We start from the raw sequence: 17848 nt of genomic DNA, 5'->3' as shown, positions 1-17848 counted from the left end.
AATTTTTATGAAGCGTTTTTTTAAAGATCGCTTGTTGGTGGCAACGACGATATTGCCAACGCTAGTTTCAATAGTATATTTTGGTTTTGTTGCCTCGGATTTATATGTCTCTGAGTCGCGATTTGTTGTTCGCAGTCCAAGCAAGGAAAACTCTTCTCCTTTAGGGGTTTTTTTGAAAGGGGCCGGGATTTCAAAAGCCCAAGATGATTCTTATGTGGTGCAGGACTACATCACCTCACGTGATGCGCTTAAGTTATTAGATGACGATTTAAAAGTTAGGGCTTCCTATTCGTCGAGCAATGCTGAGTATCTAAGTCGATTTGCTAGTTTTGGAAGGGATGATGGACTGGAGTCTTTTTACGAGTATTTCGAGAAAAAGATAAATTTAAAGTTGGACTCAACCTCTTCTATTAGTACGTTATATGTTAAGGCTTTTACAGCTGAGGAGGCTAGAGCAATCAATGACAAATTAGTTGAATTGGCCGAGCAGTTGGTGAATAAGATTAATTATAGAGCCCAGCAAGATGCGATTAAATTTGCTTACGATGAAGTTGAAAATGCTGAAAAAAAAGCTAAAGACGCATCAATTGCTTTGGCAGCGTATCGTAAGGAAAAGGGTGTATTGGATCCAGAGAAACAGTCTCAAATCCCTCTTCAGCAAATCGGTAAATTACAAGATGATTTAGTCGCAGCAAAAGCGCAATTGTCTAGCTTGCAGAAGTTGGCAAGCTCTAATCCTCAAATTCCAAGCATAAAACAGAGAATAGCGTTTTTGGAGGCTGAGATTTCTTCCGAAACAGAACGGGTTACAGGTGGGGAGCGATCACTATCTGGAAAGGCTGTTACCTATCATCGACTGTTGCTTGAAAAAGAGTTTTCTGAACGTCTTCTTGTAAGTGCGTTGAACTATTTAGAGCAGGCGAGATATGAGGCGCAAAAAAAGCAGCTGTATCTTGAAGTGATATCCAAAGCCCAGATTCCCGATAAGGCTGTTGAACCCAAAAGATTGCAGATTATATTGGGTACGTTTTTGATCGGTCTGGTTTTGTGGGGGATTTCAAGTATTCTTGTAGCAGGAGTGCTGGAACATCATGATCATTAATGCTGATAGTTATAAGAACTTTTTTTCGGCATTGAAGGTGCAAAAGCGGGTAATTTGGGCATTGTTGATGCGCGAAATAATTACCCGCTATGGAAGAGAGGGGTTGGGGATATTATGGTTTTTTGTCGAGCCTCTTATGTTTATTGTTGGCGTTTCGGTGCTTTGGTCGATGGGGGGGCAAAGAGAAATGTCGACAGGAAGTGTCGCGGAATTTGCTTTGGTTAGTTATTCAACGATTTTGCTTTGGAGAAACTCAACTAATAGAATGAGCAAGTCGATCGAGGTTAACAAGCCATTACTCCACCATAGACCGATACGAGCAATGGATTTTTTCTATTCGAGGCTAATTCTTGAGTTATCGAGCGTGACCGCTTCGACATTTGTTTTGTACTTGATATTTTATTTTTTGGGTATATCTCATCTTCCGCAAGAGCCACTTTCGATGATTCTTGGCTGGTTGATGATTGCTTGGTTCACATTTGGCTTTGCAATTTCAATTGGCGCTTTGTCGGAAATTAGTGAAACGATTGATAAGATAAGTCATGTTTTGTTGTATTTTATGTTACCGGTTTGTGGAGCATTTATTCCGACCTATCTTATTCCTGAGCCGGCTCGAACATATGTTTTGTACTTTCCGTTGGTCAATTGTGTTGAGTATTTTAGATATGGTTATTATGGTGTTTATATGAAATCATATTTTGACATTCAGTATACGATTGTTGCTAATCTTGGATTGACGCTGGTTGCGTTATTGCTTTTGAAATCGGCCATACGAAAAAACGAGTCGTCATGATTAAAATAAGGGGTGTAACGAAATCCTATTTAACGAACCACGGTAAATCAAATCGGATTATTCTCAACGATGTTAATTTGACGATACGGCCAGGGGAAAAAATAGGGATATTGGGGCGTAATGGAGCAGGAAAATCAACTTTAATAAGGTTAATTAGTGGAGCAGAAAAGCCTCAATTTGGAATCATAACAAGAAGTATGTCAGTTTCTTGGCCGCTAGCGTTTGGTGATGCATTTCAAAGCTCACTGACTGGGCGCGATAATGCGAAATTGATTTGTAGAGCGTATGGGATTGACTTTCAGAGTGCAATCAAATTCATCGAGGATTTTTCTGATTTAGGTTCATATCTGCGTGAGCCAATAAAAAATTACTCTTCTGGAATGAGTGCCAGATTGGCTTTTGCGATTTCAATGGTCGTTGAATTTGATTGTTATTTGATAGATGAAGTAATTGCTGTTGGGGATTACCGATTTGTTGAGAAATGCGAGCGTGAGTTATTCCAAAAGAGATCCGATAGAGCAATGGTGATGGTTTCTCATAACTCTGAATTTATATCCAAACATTGTCATAAGGTGGCTGTTTTGCACGAAGGTAGGCTTTATGAGTTTGATGATGTCGATACGGGTACGAAATTTTATTATGAAAAGTCATAGTCTAAATGATGGACAAAGTTAACTCGCTGGATTATTGGGATAGGCGATTTCAGGAAAACTGGGAGAGCTTGAATGGTCGACATCAATCTCGGTTTTTTTCAAAAATTGCTATAAAAAATTTACCGGATTGGCTTGTTAGAGAAATAAAATCGGAAAAGCTGTCTATAACTGATTGGGGATGTGCCTTGGGAGATGGCACTGACCTGATTAAGTCATCTTTTCCTGATTCGCATGTTGTTGGCGTAGATTTTTCGAAGTCTGCAATTGATGATGCAATTAAGCATTATGCATCGATTGAATTTCGTTGCGAAGATTGGATATCGAGTACGAAAAAACCGATACCGATGCGCTCGGACATCGTTTTTTCGTCTAATGTGCTAGAGCATTTTGAGGATTGGAAATCCGTTTTATCTAATTTGATTTTGAAAGCAGAAAAGGCAGTTTTATTGGCTCTGCCTTTTAACGAGGAAGATAGAGATCTAGAGCATTTTGTTTCATTTTATGAGCATAGCTTCTCACTCGTTCTGGAAGACGATTTTGTTCTCGCGTGGGCAAAAGTTGTAGATTGTCGTGATATCGAAAATACGCGTTGGTTAGGTGAACAGATCATTCTAGTCTATGCGAAATCTGACTGGTTGAGATCGCTTAATTTGACATTAGGTGAATCTAGATTTTTGTTAAATTCTAATTTTTCGAATTTGAATTCGATTGAAAGATTCGGTGATTTTTTCAAAGAGGTTTTTAGGGATAAAGAGCTTTTATTGGAAGATAATAATAGGTTGCAGAGAAATATTGCTGACCTTGATTTTTCTTTTGGTTTGGAAAAAAGGTCTCTCCTCGAAAAAATTGATCGAATTGAGAATGATCGTGATGAGGTGCTGGGACAGTTAGATAGCTTGAGGGTTGAACTTGATAATGCCCGCATGGCTATTATAAGTAACGATTCCAATCATAAAATCCTTTGTTCTGAAATTGATGATTTAAAGCAAAGTCGTGATGCTTTAATAAATCAATTGTCGAACTTGGAAGATGAGATAAATAAGTCTTGGCAGGAGAGGTTGTCAGAGAAAGAATTTTATCTGGCGGCGCTGAGGCAAGAACATGAAGAAAGTTTACTTCTTGAGTCCCAAAACCAAGAGAGACTACGCGAAGAAATTCGTTGGCTCGATCGAGAATTTAAGATATATCAAAATGAACAGCATGAGTCTTTGGTCAAAGAGCGTTTGCGATATGAAGAAGATTATGAAAATCAGAAAAATAATCTAGAGGCAAAGATTGGGGTTTTGAATCGTTTTCTTGAAATTACTCAGTCTAAGTTAAGTAGTATTGAGACAGAAAATTCAGAATTAAAAGAAAAATGTCATCAAGGCACCTTGCTCATTTCCGAATTTCAGTTGGCTTTAAATAAAATTGAGTCTGATAAGATTGTTTTGGAAAATGAACTATCTCAGGCTAATTTTATATTAGGGAAGCTAGAGGCTGATAAAAAGCAATTGGAAATTGATCTTTTGAACGAAAAATCCAGTTATCTGAGTTTTGTTGAAGAATCAAAAAGCCTTCGGGAGCAACTGAGTCGTAGAATTGACGTTGAAATTGAAAATTCGAATTTATTGCGGAAAAATCTTGATGACTCGAGATTGAGCCACGATCAAGATTTGATCTTGTTGAACGAAATTGGCCCTTTGTTAAAAGAGATTGATGAAGAAGTAAATAGACTGCGGTCAGGTTTTTTGTTCAAAATATTTTTGTTTTTTTGTCCTTCCAGGAAAGCTTATATTCCTAGAGTTGTCTCTTCTAGGCTAAATGATTATCTAACGACTTGTCAGGTTAATATGAATTCGAAAATCGATATAGAAGAATTGCTTTCGCTACATGGCGAAGAATTTATTAATAAAGCGTATTGGTATGCGCTGAAGCGAGAGCCTGATGTTTCTGGTTATGAGGAATATAAGAAACAGCTCGATCGCGGTGTGGCTAAAATCGATATTGTTAAACAGCTTGTATCCTCTAAAGAGGGGAAGGCTAACGATAATAATATTGTTGGATTAGGATCGAAAATACTTGCTCATAAATTGGCGCTGATGCCGTTCTTTAGATTATTTAGTAATGCTGCTTGGCTTGACCGTCGCCTGAATGTTATCGAGGAGCGTTTGTTTCAGATTGGCGATGCTATTGATCGCTATATTCCAAAGCTTCAACGTGGCGTCGCGGAATACGCTGGTGAGGTAAGCTCAAAGGATGCAGTGATTGCGGAGCTTCAAGAGAAAATTTCAAGCAAAGAGGTTAGTATTTTTGAGTTAAATAATATTATAAACGATAAGCAAGGCATAATTGATTCTGTTCGGTCATGTACTGATTTGAGTTGGGAACAGTTCAATTCCCAGATTCTCTCTAATCGAAATTTTTATAAGGGGATTTTCGTCCAAGAGACAATTATTGATTGGAATGTTCCGCTCTATCAACGTCCGCAGCATATTGCTTCTGCATTTGGTCGGCTCGGTTATTTGGTAATCTATAAAACAGCTAACTGGAGCGGTGATAATGTCAACGGATTTAGGCAGGTTGCACCTAACGTATGGTTGAGTAATAAAGTTAATGAAATTGACACACTTGATGGTGTAGTTAGATCAGTCTACTCAACCGCCTATGCTGAATCGCATGATCGGTTGTTGGAGAATGGGCGAAGGGGCGTTATGGTTTATGAATATATTGACCACATTGACCCCAAAATCAGTGGTGACGAAGCTAATATAAGACGATTGCTTAATCAGAAAAATTGGGCATTTGGTGGTGGTGCCGATTACGTTGTTGCGTCGGCTAAAGTTCTGGCTGATGAGGCAATAAATGAAGTTGGCGAGAGCAAGGTTATTCTTGCACAGAATGGTGTGGATACTAGGCATTACCGAAACCCTGTTCATAATTCAACTCAGCTGCCGCAAAATTTAATTGATTTTAAAAACAAATACACAAAAATCGTTGGTTATTTTGGGGCGCTTGCACCTTGGCTCTGGTATGACGTTATTGCTGAATTAACAAAACTGAGGCCTGATATTGGTTTTGTTTATATTGGACCTGATTACTATGGTGGAAGTGAAAAGCTGCCGGTTGATGAGAATGTACTTTATCTTGGTACTGTAAATTACCAGGTATTGCCCGCGTATGCTCGGCAATTTGATGTATGTTTTATTCCTTTCGAGCCAGGTGAAATTGCGCGAACCACATCACCGCTTAAATTGTTCGAGTATTTTGCACTTGAAAAACCCGTTGTTGTTACTTCAGAGATGTTGGAGTGTGTGGCTTTTGAGGAGGTTTTCTCGGGTGGATCAGCATTGGAGTTGAGTCTAGCAATTGATCGGGCATTCTCAATAGCGCATGATCTCGCTTATAAGCGCCGCTTGGCAACACTGGCGGATCAGAATGATTGGGATCAACGTGCTCGTGCATTCGAAAAGTGTTTCGATGATTTAAAATAATATAAAAATTGATACTATGCATCCTGCTGACTCATTACGACTGGCTTGCCGAAATTTAATTAACTGGATTCAATACAGCGGGTTTGGGGATTGGGTATTCAGAAGGCCTGTTCCTTTTTCTTTCATATCCCCTGATTCCAAAAGGGAACTAGCTGAAAGCATCGGTTATTTTTGGGATAGTCCGAACCAAATTTGGAAGCATTTCGATGAGGTTTTTGAATTGCCGCCACGATTCGGTGATTACTGGAGCAGCGAACGTTCCTGCTCTCTATTCGGTGATTTGAGACACATAGGATGTGATTTATTTGAGGCTTCTGCAGATTCGAAAAATAATAGGCAGGGAGTCGCTCGTTCTTCTGATCGGTGGCTCCTGAGAAATATTTTTGGGGTTAATTTTGATGATTTTGTTATTGGGTATATAAAGAAAAATATTCGTGGCTCGTCGTTGTATAGTGATTCAGAAATTATTTCCGAGGGATTGATTTCAATTTTATCGGCTATGTTCAGAATGGATCAACCGAATAATTATTCGGTGCAATGTGAGTTGAGAGATATTTTGAGTGATTTTATCAACAAAATTTGTTACTCCAATTTTGCTCAGCAACATGTTTTTGATACCTTGCAGCCACTTGTTGCATTAGCGGATTTGCGTATTACTACTCATGGCGCCGCTCGTCCTTTTTCTATGTACGATAGTGATTCTCTGACGCATCTTATCGATACAACGAGTAGTTTTATTGCTGATTGTGAAAAATTTGGTTTTGATGCCTGTGTCGGTTTCGGAAATGCGTTAGGGGTTGGTCGCGAGGGTATGTTTTTAGATCATGATTGTGATCTGGATATCATATTAGGAGGAGGTTCAGTTTCCTTAGAGAACCATATCGCACTAAGGTCTGACTTATTTGAGAAGTTGGGAGCTTTGGGCTGGCGTTGTTCCATATTTGATGAAGCTTATCCCGATGCTCCTAATTTTTATGTCGAGAGATTCGACGCGATACATAACGGGCGTCCGGGATTCTCTGGTCTTGAACCAAACTTGATTTATGATACATCCGATAAAGAAAATGTTGATCTATCCCATCTAAAGTCGAAGCTAAAGTGGAGTTATTTATTTCCCGCCAATGAAATAGATTTGTATGGTGGAAAAATTAAAGTTCCAAATAGTATTTGTGATTATTTGGAAGCGCAATATGGTCCAACTTGGCGGATATCTAGGCCTTATGCAGTAACGTGGAATTCAGACTGAAATGATTACAGTGATAACTTATGGGACTTTTGATCTGCTCCATTTTGGACACATAAAATTGCTCAGTCGTGCCGCTAAATTGGGGGATCGTCTTGTTGTCGGTTGCTCCACCGATGGGTTTAATAAGATTAAAAATAAAGTCTCCGTTCAGTCTTACGATGAACGTGTTGAGATGCTTTTGTCATTAAGATTTGTGGATAAGGTTATTCCTGAATCATGTTGGGAGCAGAAGCGCTCAGATATTTTTCGCGAGGAAGCCTCCATTTTTGTAATGGGTTCTGATTGGTCAGATAAATTTGATGATTTAAAAGATATCTGTACCGTGATCTATCTCCCAAGAACTGATGGTGTTTCCACTACATTGATTAAAAGAGTGATGTCGGAAGGATCGTAAATTGAAAAAAATTCTTTGTGTAGTTGGTACCAGACCGGAAGCGATTAAAATGGCACCGGTTATTCTTGAGTTGCAAAAAAATCCGGATTTTGATGTGCGCATTTTGGCAACGGCACAGCATCGCCACATGCTTGACCAGGTTCTGGGTTTTTTCAATATCGATCCACATATTGATTTGAACATCATGCGGCCAAATCAAGCTTTGACAACGCTGACGGCCCGCCTGCTTCTGGAGCTGGATGATGTTTTACTTGAAGAAAAGCCGGATGTAATTCTTGCTCAAGGTGACACGACAACCGTGATGACGGTCGCTTTGGCTGCCTTTTATCATCGTATTCCTTTTGGCCATGTCGAAGCTGGTTTGCGCACTTGGGATATGCAGAATCCTTTCCCGGAGGAGGCAAATCGTGTCATTGCTGGGCGGTTGGCAAAATGGCACTTTGCTCCGACGAAAGGTTCTAAAGAAAATCTGTTGCGCGAAGGGGTTGTTGATAGCGATATTGTTGTCACAGGGAACACTGTGATTGATGCACTTCTGATGACAGCCGATAAAGATATCGAAATCGGGATTGATTTACCTGCTGATAAGAAAATCGTTTTGGTTACCTCTCACCGGCGTGAGAATTTCGGTGAGCCGTTTAATGATATTTGTCGCGCTTTAAAGCATTTGGCGTTGAATAATCAGAATGTGCATTTGCTATATCCGGTTCATCCGAATCCCAATGTGCATAAAGTTGCCCATGATGTATTGTCCGGGATCGATAATATAACGCTTTGTGATCCTCTTGATTACGCTCCTTTTGTTGCGGCAATGAAAAGAAGTTATTTCATTATTAGCGATTCCGGTGGGGTGCAAGAGGAGGCTCCAGCCCTTGGTAAACCCGTTTTGGTGCTACGCGAAGAAACAGAGCGCCCGGAGGCTGTGCAAGAAGGTGTTGTTGAATTGGTTGGTGCGAGTTTTGCGAAAATTGTCGCAAGTACTCAAAAGCTATTGGATGATACAGCTGTTTATAGCGAAATGGCTCGCGGGGTTTCTCCTTACGGGGATGGTTTGGCGTCCAGAAGAATTAGTGGTGTTTTGAAGGAGTATTTCGATAAAAAGAAATGATTTTGACTATGGTTTATAAAAATAATAATGCAAACAAGTTGATGTTTGTGATTAAAAAAGAAATCAAGTCGACAAGTCGTTGGGTGTGGCGGAAATTTGTTGTCAGGAATGTATTGAAAATAAGAAAGATTACTCTGTCTTTCTTTAGATTCAGTCCGAAGGATATCTATCTTTCTGCCGCCTCTACTAATGATGGGCCGGATTATTTTTTATTTGGTGTCATAAATTGGCATTTTCGTTATCAGCGACCACAACAACTTTCCAGTTCGCTATCGGCTTTAGGGCGGCGGGTTTTTTATATTTCTTCTGATTTTTATGAAGACGCCCGTCCCGGATTCTCGTGTGAGCCTCTGGATGATTCTGGGAAATTGTTTCAGATTAAGTTGTTTTTAAATAATCCCAAGGTTATTTATCATAATGCGCCAGATGAGACTGATCTCAAGCAATTGAGGGCGGGTATTGGGCAGTTGCTGAAATGGGTTGAAGGGCGTGCGAGTGTTTCGTTGATTCAGCACCCGTTTTGGTTTGATATTGCCAGGGTTATTCCGAAGACCACGGTTGTTTATGATTGTATTGATTACCACGATGGTTTTGGTAATAATTCGAGTCAAATAATCGATTTGGAGAATAGGACAATCGAACATTCTGATGCCTTGGTGCTGACTTCTGAGTGGTTGAACGATTTTATTGGTCGGCGCCATTCGAATAAGATGGTCATTCGGAATGCCTGTGATTTCCAATTTTTCTCGAAGCGGCCAGGTGTTGTTTATCGGGATCGATTTGATAGAAAAATTATTGGATACTTTGGGGCAATTGCATCATGGTTTGATGTCGATCTGGTTCGCCACGTTTCAGAGGCTTTCCCGGATTGCTGTATTTTGTTAATTGGTGCGGATACGGTTGCTGCTGGTGCCAAGTTATTCGAGAGGGGTAATGTCGAATTTGTTGGCGAGGTTGAATATTCAAGATTGACCGAATATTTATATTCTTTTGATGTGGCAATTCTTCCGTTCAAGGTTCTTCCTCTCACCCTGGCTACTAATCCTGTCAAGGTATATGAGTATTTGTCGTCGGGTTGTCCGGTTGTTTCGGTTGATTTGCCTGAGATGCGTTTTTTTGATGACTGTGTCGACGTTGTGACTAATGTGCCGCAGTTTATCGAACGTATTGCAGAAAAGCTCAATCGCAGTGAAGACGAAGGATTGATTGTCAAGAGAAAGGCTTTTGCTGAAGCTCAAACTTGGGAATCCCGCGCGCGTGATTTGGCCGGTTTTGTCGAAAAATGGGGCGCTCGACCAAAGGTTAGTGTTATTGTGGTTGCGTATAACAATATTGCGTTAACTAAGGCTTGTTTGGATAGTATCGATTCCCATTCTGGCTGGGATAATTTGGAACTCATTGTTGTCGATAATGGTTCTACTGATGGTACGGTAGATTTTCTAGGTGATTGGAGTGCTAATTCTGATCGCAGATTGTTTATTAATAATGGTGAGAATCTCGGTTTTTCCGCTGCTAATAATATCGGTCTTTCACATGCCTCTGGCGAATTTTTTGTTTTATTGAATAATGATACCTATGTCACGCCTGGCTGGTTGCACGGTTTGATTGGTCATTTGATGAATGATGACAGTCTCGGTTTGGTTGGTCCTGTTACAAATAACATTGGGAATGAGGCGAAAATCAAAATTGACTATTCGTCTATGGATGAAATGATGGTAAAATCCAACGATTTTACTATTCGGCATTTGGGTGATTTGTTGTATTTGAATAACCTGGCTTTTTTTTGTGTCGCCTTTCCCAGAAGAGTTTTTGATCTGGTTGGAGGCATGGATGAATCTTTCGGCCTTGGTTTTTTCGAGGATGACGATTATTGTCGGCGCGTGGCTAGCCACGGCTTAAAGATCGCATGCGCGCAAGATGTTTTCGTTCATCATCATTTATCGGCTTCATTTATGAAAATGGATCGTGATGAAAGACGCCAGCTGTTTGCGGATAATAAAGCGCGTTTTGAAAAAAAGTGGGGGCGCTGGGATGCTCACAAAACGATTAAGAGGGGGTGACTTTGAGTTCGCCTTGTTTGCCGACCGTCGAGTGCTCCTTGCTTTTTTTGCCTCTGAGTCGCTGTATTCTTGGTTCTTGTTGATATGAAACTGCCCGTTTTTTCCAGATCGCACGTTTTTTCATTGTTGCTGGCGTTGGAAGCGATCTTCTTGGCTTCTTGCTCTAGTCTACCTTCAGCTGGCGCTAACAAAGCCGAGTTGGAGCGTGCGGAAAGTAGCTCATCATTGCCTATTCAGGTAGTAGATGTGGATGAGGCTACCGCCCGCAGGGTTTTTGCTGCAGATAAGCGCATTCGCTTTGCTGATGTTTTTTCGGCCGAGAGGGCGCTGGGCTATCGAGTTGGTGCAGGAGACGTTATCGAGGTTTCCATATGGGAGGCACCGCCGGCGACCTTATTTGGCGCTACGGTTCTCGATCCGCGCCTTGGTGCCGCAACCACGCGGGTGACCACCTTGCCGGAACAGATGGTCTCTTACGAAGGAACGGTTAATGTTCCTTTCGCTGGTGCTGTTCCTGTGGCGGATAAATCTCCTCAGCAAATAGAGGTTGAAATTGCTCGGCGTTTGAATGGCAAAGCCAACCAGCCCCAAGTGATGGTGCGCGTGACGCGTAATGCAACGTCCAATGTGACGGTGGTGGGTGAGGTGACGCAAAGCATTCGCATGCCCCTGACGGCCAAGGGGGAGCGCTTGCTGGATGCGGTTGCGGCGGCAGGCGGTGTGCGGCAGCCGGTGGGGAAGATGACCTTGCAGGTAACGCGCGGCGAGGTGGTTCAGGCAATGGCCTTGGATACGGTGATCCAAGACCCCAAGCAAAATATCGTCTTGCAACCGGGGGATGTCGTGACGGCTTTGTTCCAGCCCTTGAGCTTTACGGCGCTGGGGGCGACGGGCAAGAACGAGGAGATTCCCTTTGAAGCGCAGGGTATTTCCTTGGTGCAGGCGTTGGCACGCTCGGGCGGCTTGCAGGATCAGCGGGCCGATGCGCGCGGCGTCTTCATCTTCCGCTATGAAGAACCGCTGGTGCTTGGCGTGGCGAGTGAAAATCCGCCACTGACGCCGGATGGCAAGGTGCCGGTCATTTATCGCGTGGATCTGAAGGATCCGCGCAGTTTCTTTGTGGCCCAGGGTTTCCCGATTCGCAACAAGGATGTCATGTATATCTCCAACGCGCCAGCGGCGGAACTCCAGAAGTTCATGAATATCCTGGCTTCCGTCGTGTTCACGGCGCAGGGTTTGGGGGCGATCGGCAAGTAATGGGCCGGATGCCGCATGTTGGCGAAGTTTTGTCTGCTTGTTGTAAGTGCCGGGGGCTGGTGCCGCCCGGTACTTTCCTGTCTTGAGTGCCTGGCGTGCTGATTGATGTCACGCGTTTAGCGGATCGCTTCCTGCAACATCGGCTGCCGACCGGGGTTGATCGCGTCAGCCTTCAGTACCTTCAGCACTTTGCCGAGCGGGCGCATGCCTTGGTGCGTTTTGCCGGACGCTGGGTTGAGTTGGGGCAGAACGATTCGCGCCGGGTATTCGATTCCCTCGTGGCTTGGGCGCCCAGTGGGCGGGCGTGCTTGCGCCGCTGCGTGGCGGAGGCCTATGTGTTGGGCTGGCGTCGGCCGCCGGCCGGGGTTTTGTTCAATACCGGGCATAGCGGCCTGGATCGCTCGGATTACGCGGGCAAGGTGACGCGGCGCGGCCTCAAGCCGGTATTTTTCCTGCATGATCTGATCCCCATTTCCCATTCCGAATATTGCCGGGCGGGTGAGGCGGTCCGGCATCATCGCCGGCTGGATACCATGCTCTCGGTCGGCCACGGCTTGATCGTCAATTCGCAGGCAACGCGCGATGAGTTGCTGGCTTATGCGGCGGCACGCAACATCACGGTGCCGCCCTGCGCGGTGGGCTTGTTAGCGCCGGCGAAGCTGCCTGACCCTCACCGCAGTCGACCGCTGGAAAAGTCGTATTTCGTGGTGCTGGGAACCATAGAGCCGCGCAAGAATCACTTGCTGTTGTTGCATCTGTGGCGGCAGTTGGTTGCCGAACTGGGCGATGCGGCACCGCAGTTGGTTGTGATCGGCCAGCGCGGCTGGGAGTGTGAGCAGGTGGTCGATTTGCTGGATCGCTGCGTGTCCCTGCAAGGGCATGTGACCGAATTGCATCGTTGCGACGACCGCGAGTTGGCAACCTGGCTTGCACACGCGCAAGCCTTGTTGTTTCCCTCGTTTATCGAAGGCTTCGGCATGCCACTTGTGGAGGCGCTGATGCTGGGCGTGCCGGTGATTGCTAGCGATTTGCCGGTATTTCGTGAGATTGCTGGAGATATTCCGCGTTATCTCGACCCAATCGACGGGCCAGGTTGGCGGCAGGCGGTGTTGGAGTATGCGTCGCCGCATAGCTTGGCCAGGCAGAATCAGATCGCCCGCATGGCGGGGTATGCGCCGCCGACTTGGGAGCAGCATTTCGAGGTGGTCGAGGCGTTATTGAGAGAGATTGATGTACGTGCTTGAGCGACCGCTTTACGCGCTCAATTTTTCATTCTGGAAGCGGCCTTATGTCCGGCAGTTCTTTCATGGCAGGTTGATTCACTTTGTTGAAAATCCGGAAAGTGTCCCCACTGGTAGCACGCTAATCATCTGGGGTATGCGCGATGCGGGCTCAGTCATACTGAATGGCGTCAATGTGTTGCGCATCGAGGATGGTTTCATCCGCTCTGTGGGGTTGGGTGCCGACCTCATCCGGCCGGTGTCGTGGGTGATCGACGATCTCGGCATTTATTACGATGCGACGCGGCCCTCGCGACTTGAGCGCATTCTGGCCGAGACAGCATTTGATGATGCGGCCTTACGGCGGGCTGAAGCGTTGCGTTTGCGTATCGTGGCTTCGCGCCTAACCAAATACAACGTTGGTGCAGGTGCTTGGCAGCGTCCGGGTAATGGACGGCGGCTGATTTTGGTGCCCGGGCAGGTGGAGACCGATGCATCGATTGCGTATGGTGCTCCCGAGGGAATTTGCCTGGTACGCCGCAACATGGATTTGCTGCGCGCGGTGCGTGAGGCGAATCCGGATGCCTGGGTAGTCTATAAGCCGCACCCCGATGTGCTGGCCGGCTTGCGTGTCAAGGGGCTCGACGAGGATGCTGCCTTGCGCTGGTGCGACGAGCAGGTTATCGATGTGTCTATGGGGGAGATGCTGGATGGCGTCGATGAAGTACATGTCTTGACGTCACTGGCCGGTTTCGAGGCCTTGTTGCGGGGCAAACGGGTGACATGCTATGGCCAGCCGTTTTATGCCGGCTGGGGGCTGACGGAGGATATGGTGCCATTGCCACGCCGGATTCGCCGATTGTCACTGGACGAATTGGTGGCCGGGGCGCTGATCGAGTATCCCCGTTACATCAATCGAAGCGGGCAATTAATTACGCCGGAGCTGGCGCTCGACGATTTGTTGGCCTGGCGGGCAGAAGGATTGGCGCTCCCGTGGTGGCGCAAGCCCTTGCGCTTTGTTTTGCAGCGCTTTTACCAGCGATGAGCAAGCGCCGTTTCCTGTTTCTGCAAGGCGTCTGCTCGCCTTTTTTCGGACAGTTGGCCGATCGCCTGCAGGCAGGTGGCCACCATGTGCAGAAAATCAACTTTACAGTGGGCGACAGCACGTATTGGGGCGGGCGGGCGTCCCTTGCCTTCCGCGGTCGACTGGAAAACTTGCGTGATTTTCTTGATGACGTTTATCGGCGCTACGGCATCACCGATCAGGTGCTGTTCGGCGACCGGCGGCCGGTACATCGCCCGGCGGTTGAGCATGCTGAAGCGCTGGGTATTCGTACCCATGTGTTCGAGGAAGGCTATTTCCGGCCATATTGGGTAACGCTGGAGCGGGAGGGGGTGAACGGCCATTCGCTGCTGCCGCGCGATCCGGACTGGTTCTGGGCGGTGGGTGGCGACCTCGGGGTGGTTGAATCGGTTCAGCCGTTTGCCTCGCCTTTTTGGGTGCGTGCTGTGCACGATGTGGCCTACCATCTGGCGGGTGTTGGTAATGCCTTGTTATTCCCGCATTACCGGACGCATGCCGGTATGACGGCGCCGGTGGAATACTTGGGCTATATCCGCCGTTTTTCCTTGCTGCGCCTATGGAAGCCGCGGGATGCACGCTTGATTGCGGACCTCATCGCCAACCAATCAGTGTATTACGTGTTGCCGCTGCAGTTGAACACAGATGCGCAGATCCGTGACCATTCACGCTTTGAAGACATGGCTGAGGTTATCGAGTTCGTCATGGCGTCGTTTGCGCGGCAAGCACCGTCGGGGAGCAGGTTGGTCATCAAGAATCATCCCCTGGACATGGGGCTGCTTGGCTATGATCGTCTGATCAAGCGGCTGGCGCGCAAATTCGACGTGGGCGGGCGCATTGACTATCTGGAATCCGGCGATCTCGATTCGCTGGTTCGACATTCACGCGGGTTGGTGACCGTTAACAGCACGGTGGGTGGTGTTTCGCTGGGGCTGGATTGCCCGACGCTGGCCCTGAGCGACCCGATCTACAATTTGCCAGGCCTGACTTTCCAAGGAGCGCTGGATGATTTCTGGCAGCAGGGAGAGGCGCCTAACCGCGAGTTGTTCCGCCGTTTCCGCAATGCCGTGATCCACGCGACCCAAGTTAACGGGGGATTCTATTGCCAGCGAGGCATTGAACTGGCTGTTCGCAATAGCGTGGCCATACTGGAAGGCGAGGTTTCGCCGCTGGAAGCGTTGCGATGAACCCACTGCAGAAAATCCTGATTACCGGCGCTACCGGTGCAATCGGAGGTGCCTTGGCGGAGGCCTACGCGGCCCCCGGAGTGGAGTTGTATCTTCACGGCCGGAATGAGGCCGCGCTGGGTTCTGTTGCCGAACGATGTGCAGCATTGGGCGCCGATGTAATTTGTGAGCGCCTTGATATTCGCGATACCCCTGTGCTGCACGCTTGGTTGAGTACGCTGGGGCCGCTGGATCTGGTCATCATCAATGCCGGTATGAATAGCAACATTGGCCCAGCCAGCGAGCCCGAGCCTTGGTCTGAAGTGGAGGCTCTCCTGGATGTGAATCTGAAGGCTGCTTTGCTCATTGCGCAGACTGTATTGCTTCCTATGCGAGAGCGGGGCAAGGGGCAGATTGCCTTGGTGAGTTCTCTAGCAGGGTATTTTGGTCTGCCCGTCACCCCGGCGTATTGCGCCAGCAAGGCGGGGCTTAAGGCTTACGGCGAAGCGCTGCGTGGCTGGCTTGGGCCGGAAGGAATTCGAGTGAATGTGATCATGCCTGGCTATGTGAAGTCACCGATGTGCGACGGTATGCCGGGCCCTAAGCCCTTTATGTGGTCTCCTGAACGGGCTGCTCGGACGATTAAGCGAGGTTTGGCGCGTGACAAGGCACGGATCAGTTTTCCATTCCCGTTGAATTGGGGAACCTGGTGGCTGGCGGTCTTGCCAGCCGCAGTATCAGTACGTATTGTGCGCTGGCTGGGTTATGGTGGCTGATCCTGACTTCGTTTCGGTGATTGCTGCATCGCTGATCGGCCTGATGTTGTCGGTGACGGTTGAGCGTTTGCTGAAACCTCGACCACCGCTTTGGCGGCCACCGGCGGCTTGGGGATTGCACGCCGGGGTTTGGCTGGCGACTCATGCCCTGCTGACACTGTTGCTGGGCCGCCCTTGGTTCGCCTGCGCGGTGGCTCTGGCTTTGCTGCTGACGCTGGTGCTGGTGAATAACGCGAAGGTGACGGCGTTGCGCGAACCTTTCGTTTTTCAGGACTACGAGTATTTCACCGACGCAATCCGGCATCCACGTCTTTACATACCATTTTTGGGATGGTGGAAATTTCTGGGCGCTGCGGCCGGGTTTATTGGTGCCGTATTGATTGGCTTCTGGGGTGAGGCTGCACCAGAGCATCGTTTTGCTTTGTCTGGCCATCTGGGCGCTATCCTGCTCGTGGCCGGGGCAGGGGGATCGCTGCTGATGTTGGGCAGCAGGAAATCTTTGCCGGTACGCTTTCAGCCGGAGCACGATATTCTGAGCTTGGGTTTTATTGCCTGCTTATGGCGCTATGGTGAGGAGGCGCGCCATCCGTTAGTGGTTGCGTCACCATTCGATTTCCTCGTTCCGCAGGATGGCAACGGCGAATTGCCTCATTTGATCGCGGTACAGAGTGAATCCTTCTTTGATGCCCGATCCCTGTATGCTGGTATTAGGCCTGATGTGCTGGAGCAGTTTGATCGGCTGAAGGCCGAGGCCGTTTGCCATGGTCGCTTGAAGGTGCCGGCTTGGGGGGCAAATACCGTCCGTTCGGAGTTCGCTTTTCTTGCTGGTGTTAGCGACGACAAGCTGGGCGTACACCGCTTTAATCCTTATCGTGCGATTGCCGCTGGTTTGGCGTCGCCCTCGTTAGCTTCTTTTTTGAAGAGCTTGGGCTATCGCACGATTTGCATCCACCCGTACCCCGCAAGCTTCTACCAGCGTGACCGTGTTTCCCCTCACTTGGGTTTTAGTGAATTTTTGGATATCCGCGAATTCGACAGGAACCTCCGCTTTGGCCCCTACATTAGCGATGCGGCAGTGGCCGATAAGATTGCTGAAATAGTGCGGGAGGCATCGGGGCCAGTGTTTGTGTTTGCCATCACGATGGAGAACCACGGTCCCCTGCATCTTGAGAATGTGGCACCTACCGATATGGCTGAGTTGTATTCCATACCACCACCAGCGGGATGTGACGATCTGACAATCTATCTGCGCCATCTCCGGAATGCCGATCGAATGGCTGCCAAGCTGCGTACGCTTCTCTCCGAGTGCGAAAGGTCAGCCAGTCTATGCTGGTTCGGTGACCATGTGCCGATCATGCCCAGGGTGTATGAAACGTTTGGTGCGCCAAATGGTAAAGTTGAATATGTTCTTTGGCATAACCAGATAAGCCAACCGTCAGAAAAGATTGATGGGTCTGTTAGTGAGTTAGCCATTGGATGGCTTTGTACGGCTGGTCTATGCCGACTTTGACCGTTCTGG

Annotated in this window: 14 protein-coding genes; all 14 read left to right on the top strand. The window is 47.1% G+C overall.

All coding sequences use genetic code 11. The features are described from left to right. Positions 1 to 7 precede the first annotated feature (7 nt). Positions 8 to 1102, top strand: a complete 1095-nt coding sequence (locus GBK02_RS11235) for a hypothetical protein (RefSeq protein WP_203466759.1) — start codon at positions 8 to 10, stop codon at positions 1100 to 1102. Continuing rightward, positions 1092 to 1895, top strand: a complete 804-nt coding sequence (locus GBK02_RS11230) for an ABC transporter permease (protein ID WP_203466758.1) — start codon at positions 1092 to 1094, stop codon at positions 1893 to 1895. Before GBK02_RS11235 ends, GBK02_RS11230 begins: the two co-directional genes overlap by 11 nt. Continuing rightward, complete coding sequence (locus tag GBK02_RS11225; protein WP_203466757.1) at positions 1892 to 2548, top strand: ABC transporter ATP-binding protein; 657 nt, start codon at positions 1892 to 1894, stop codon at positions 2546 to 2548. Before GBK02_RS11230 ends, GBK02_RS11225 begins: the two co-directional genes overlap by 4 nt. Before the next feature lie 5 nt (positions 2549 to 2553). Next, entirely contained in the window at positions 2554 to 6021 is a 3468-nt protein-coding gene (locus GBK02_RS11220) for a methyltransferase (protein ID WP_203466756.1), read from the top strand. A gap of 16 nt (positions 6022 to 6037) precedes the next feature. Beyond that, positions 6038 to 7267 carry a hypothetical protein gene (locus GBK02_RS11215; RefSeq protein ID WP_203466755.1) on the top strand — a complete coding sequence of 410 codons (1230 nt, stop codon included), beginning with the start codon at positions 6038 to 6040 and terminating at the stop codon, positions 7265 to 7267. 1 nt (position 7268) lies between these two features. After that, the gene (locus tag GBK02_RS11210) at positions 7269 to 7661 is read left to right on the top strand and encodes an adenylyltransferase/cytidyltransferase family protein (protein ID WP_203466754.1); all 393 of its coding nucleotides are present in this window, start codon (positions 7269 to 7271) and stop codon (positions 7659 to 7661) included. A 1-nt stretch (position 7662) separates the two neighbouring features. Next, positions 7663 to 8769, top strand: coding sequence for a non-hydrolyzing UDP-N-acetylglucosamine 2-epimerase (gene wecB / locus GBK02_RS11205; protein WP_203466753.1), 1107 nt, complete (start codon positions 7663 to 7665; stop codon positions 8767 to 8769). Further along, complete coding sequence (locus GBK02_RS11200) at positions 8766 to 10829, top strand: glycosyltransferase (RefSeq protein WP_203466752.1); 2064 nt, start codon at positions 8766 to 8768, stop codon at positions 10827 to 10829. Before wecB ends, GBK02_RS11200 begins: the two co-directional genes overlap by 4 nt. A gap of 84 nt (positions 10830 to 10913) precedes the next feature. Beyond that, complete coding sequence (locus tag GBK02_RS11195) at positions 10914 to 12086, top strand: polysaccharide biosynthesis/export family protein (RefSeq protein WP_203466751.1); 1173 nt, start codon at positions 10914 to 10916, stop codon at positions 12084 to 12086. 95 nt (positions 12087 to 12181) lie between these two features. Continuing rightward, complete coding sequence (locus tag GBK02_RS11190) at positions 12182 to 13330, top strand: glycosyltransferase family 1 protein (protein ID WP_203466750.1); 1149 nt, start codon at positions 12182 to 12184, stop codon at positions 13328 to 13330. Continuing rightward, positions 13317 to 14351 carry a beta-3-deoxy-D-manno-oct-2-ulosonic acid transferase gene (locus GBK02_RS11185; protein WP_203466749.1) on the top strand — a complete coding sequence of 345 codons (1035 nt, stop codon included), beginning with the start codon at positions 13317 to 13319 and terminating at the stop codon, positions 14349 to 14351. The genes GBK02_RS11190 and GBK02_RS11185 overlap by 14 nt, the downstream gene beginning before the upstream one ends. After that, on the top strand, positions 14303 to 15574 hold the full coding sequence (locus tag GBK02_RS11180; RefSeq protein WP_239002986.1) for a capsule biosynthesis protein: 1272 nt from the start codon (positions 14303 to 14305) through the stop codon (positions 15572 to 15574). The genes GBK02_RS11185 and GBK02_RS11180 overlap by 49 nt, the downstream gene beginning before the upstream one ends. Further along, positions 15571 to 16329: an SDR family oxidoreductase gene (locus GBK02_RS11175; protein ID WP_203466748.1), complete on the top strand. Its 759-nt coding sequence runs from the start codon at positions 15571 to 15573 to the stop codon at positions 16327 to 16329. Before GBK02_RS11180 ends, GBK02_RS11175 begins: the two co-directional genes overlap by 4 nt. Then, entirely contained in the window at positions 16319 to 17839 is a 1521-nt protein-coding gene (locus tag GBK02_RS11170; protein ID WP_203466747.1) for an LTA synthase family protein, read from the top strand. Before GBK02_RS11175 ends, GBK02_RS11170 begins: the two co-directional genes overlap by 11 nt. Positions 17840 to 17848 lie beyond the last annotated feature (9 nt).

It is taken from the genome of Dechloromonas sp. TW-R-39-2 (genome assembly GCF_016864195.1).
GTDB lineage: Bacteria > Pseudomonadota > Gammaproteobacteria > Burkholderiales > Rhodocyclaceae > Azonexus.
Note: the sequence above shows the minus strand (reverse complement) of the source record. Positions and strands in the feature narration are given on the sequence as shown.

Coding starts and splice junctions, on each gene's coding strand:
- GBK02_RS11235 (WP_203466759.1), top strand. CDS start 8: ATGAAGCGTTTTTTTAAAGATCGCTTGTTGGTGGCAACGACGATATTG.
- GBK02_RS11230 (WP_203466758.1), top strand. CDS start 1,092: ATGATCATTAATGCTGATAGTTATAAGAACTTTTTTTCGGCATTGAAG.
- GBK02_RS11225 (WP_203466757.1), top strand. CDS start 1,892: ATGATTAAAATAAGGGGTGTAACGAAATCCTATTTAACGAACCACGGT.
- GBK02_RS11220 (WP_203466756.1), top strand. CDS start 2,554: ATGATGGACAAAGTTAACTCGCTGGATTATTGGGATAGGCGATTTCAG.
- GBK02_RS11215 (WP_203466755.1), top strand. CDS start 6,038: ATGCATCCTGCTGACTCATTACGACTGGCTTGCCGAAATTTAATTAAC.
- GBK02_RS11210 (WP_203466754.1), top strand. CDS start 7,269: ATGATTACAGTGATAACTTATGGGACTTTTGATCTGCTCCATTTTGGA.
- GBK02_RS11200 (WP_203466752.1), top strand. CDS start 8,766: ATGATTTTGACTATGGTTTATAAAAATAATAATGCAAACAAGTTGATG.
- GBK02_RS11195 (WP_203466751.1), top strand. CDS start 10,914: ATGAAACTGCCCGTTTTTTCCAGATCGCACGTTTTTTCATTGTTGCTG.
- GBK02_RS11185 (WP_203466749.1), top strand. CDS start 13,317: ATGTACGTGCTTGAGCGACCGCTTTACGCGCTCAATTTTTCATTCTGG.
- GBK02_RS11175 (WP_203466748.1), top strand. CDS start 15,571: ATGAACCCACTGCAGAAAATCCTGATTACCGGCGCTACCGGTGCAATC.
- GBK02_RS11170 (WP_203466747.1), top strand. CDS start 16,319: ATGGTGGCTGATCCTGACTTCGTTTCGGTGATTGCTGCATCGCTGATC.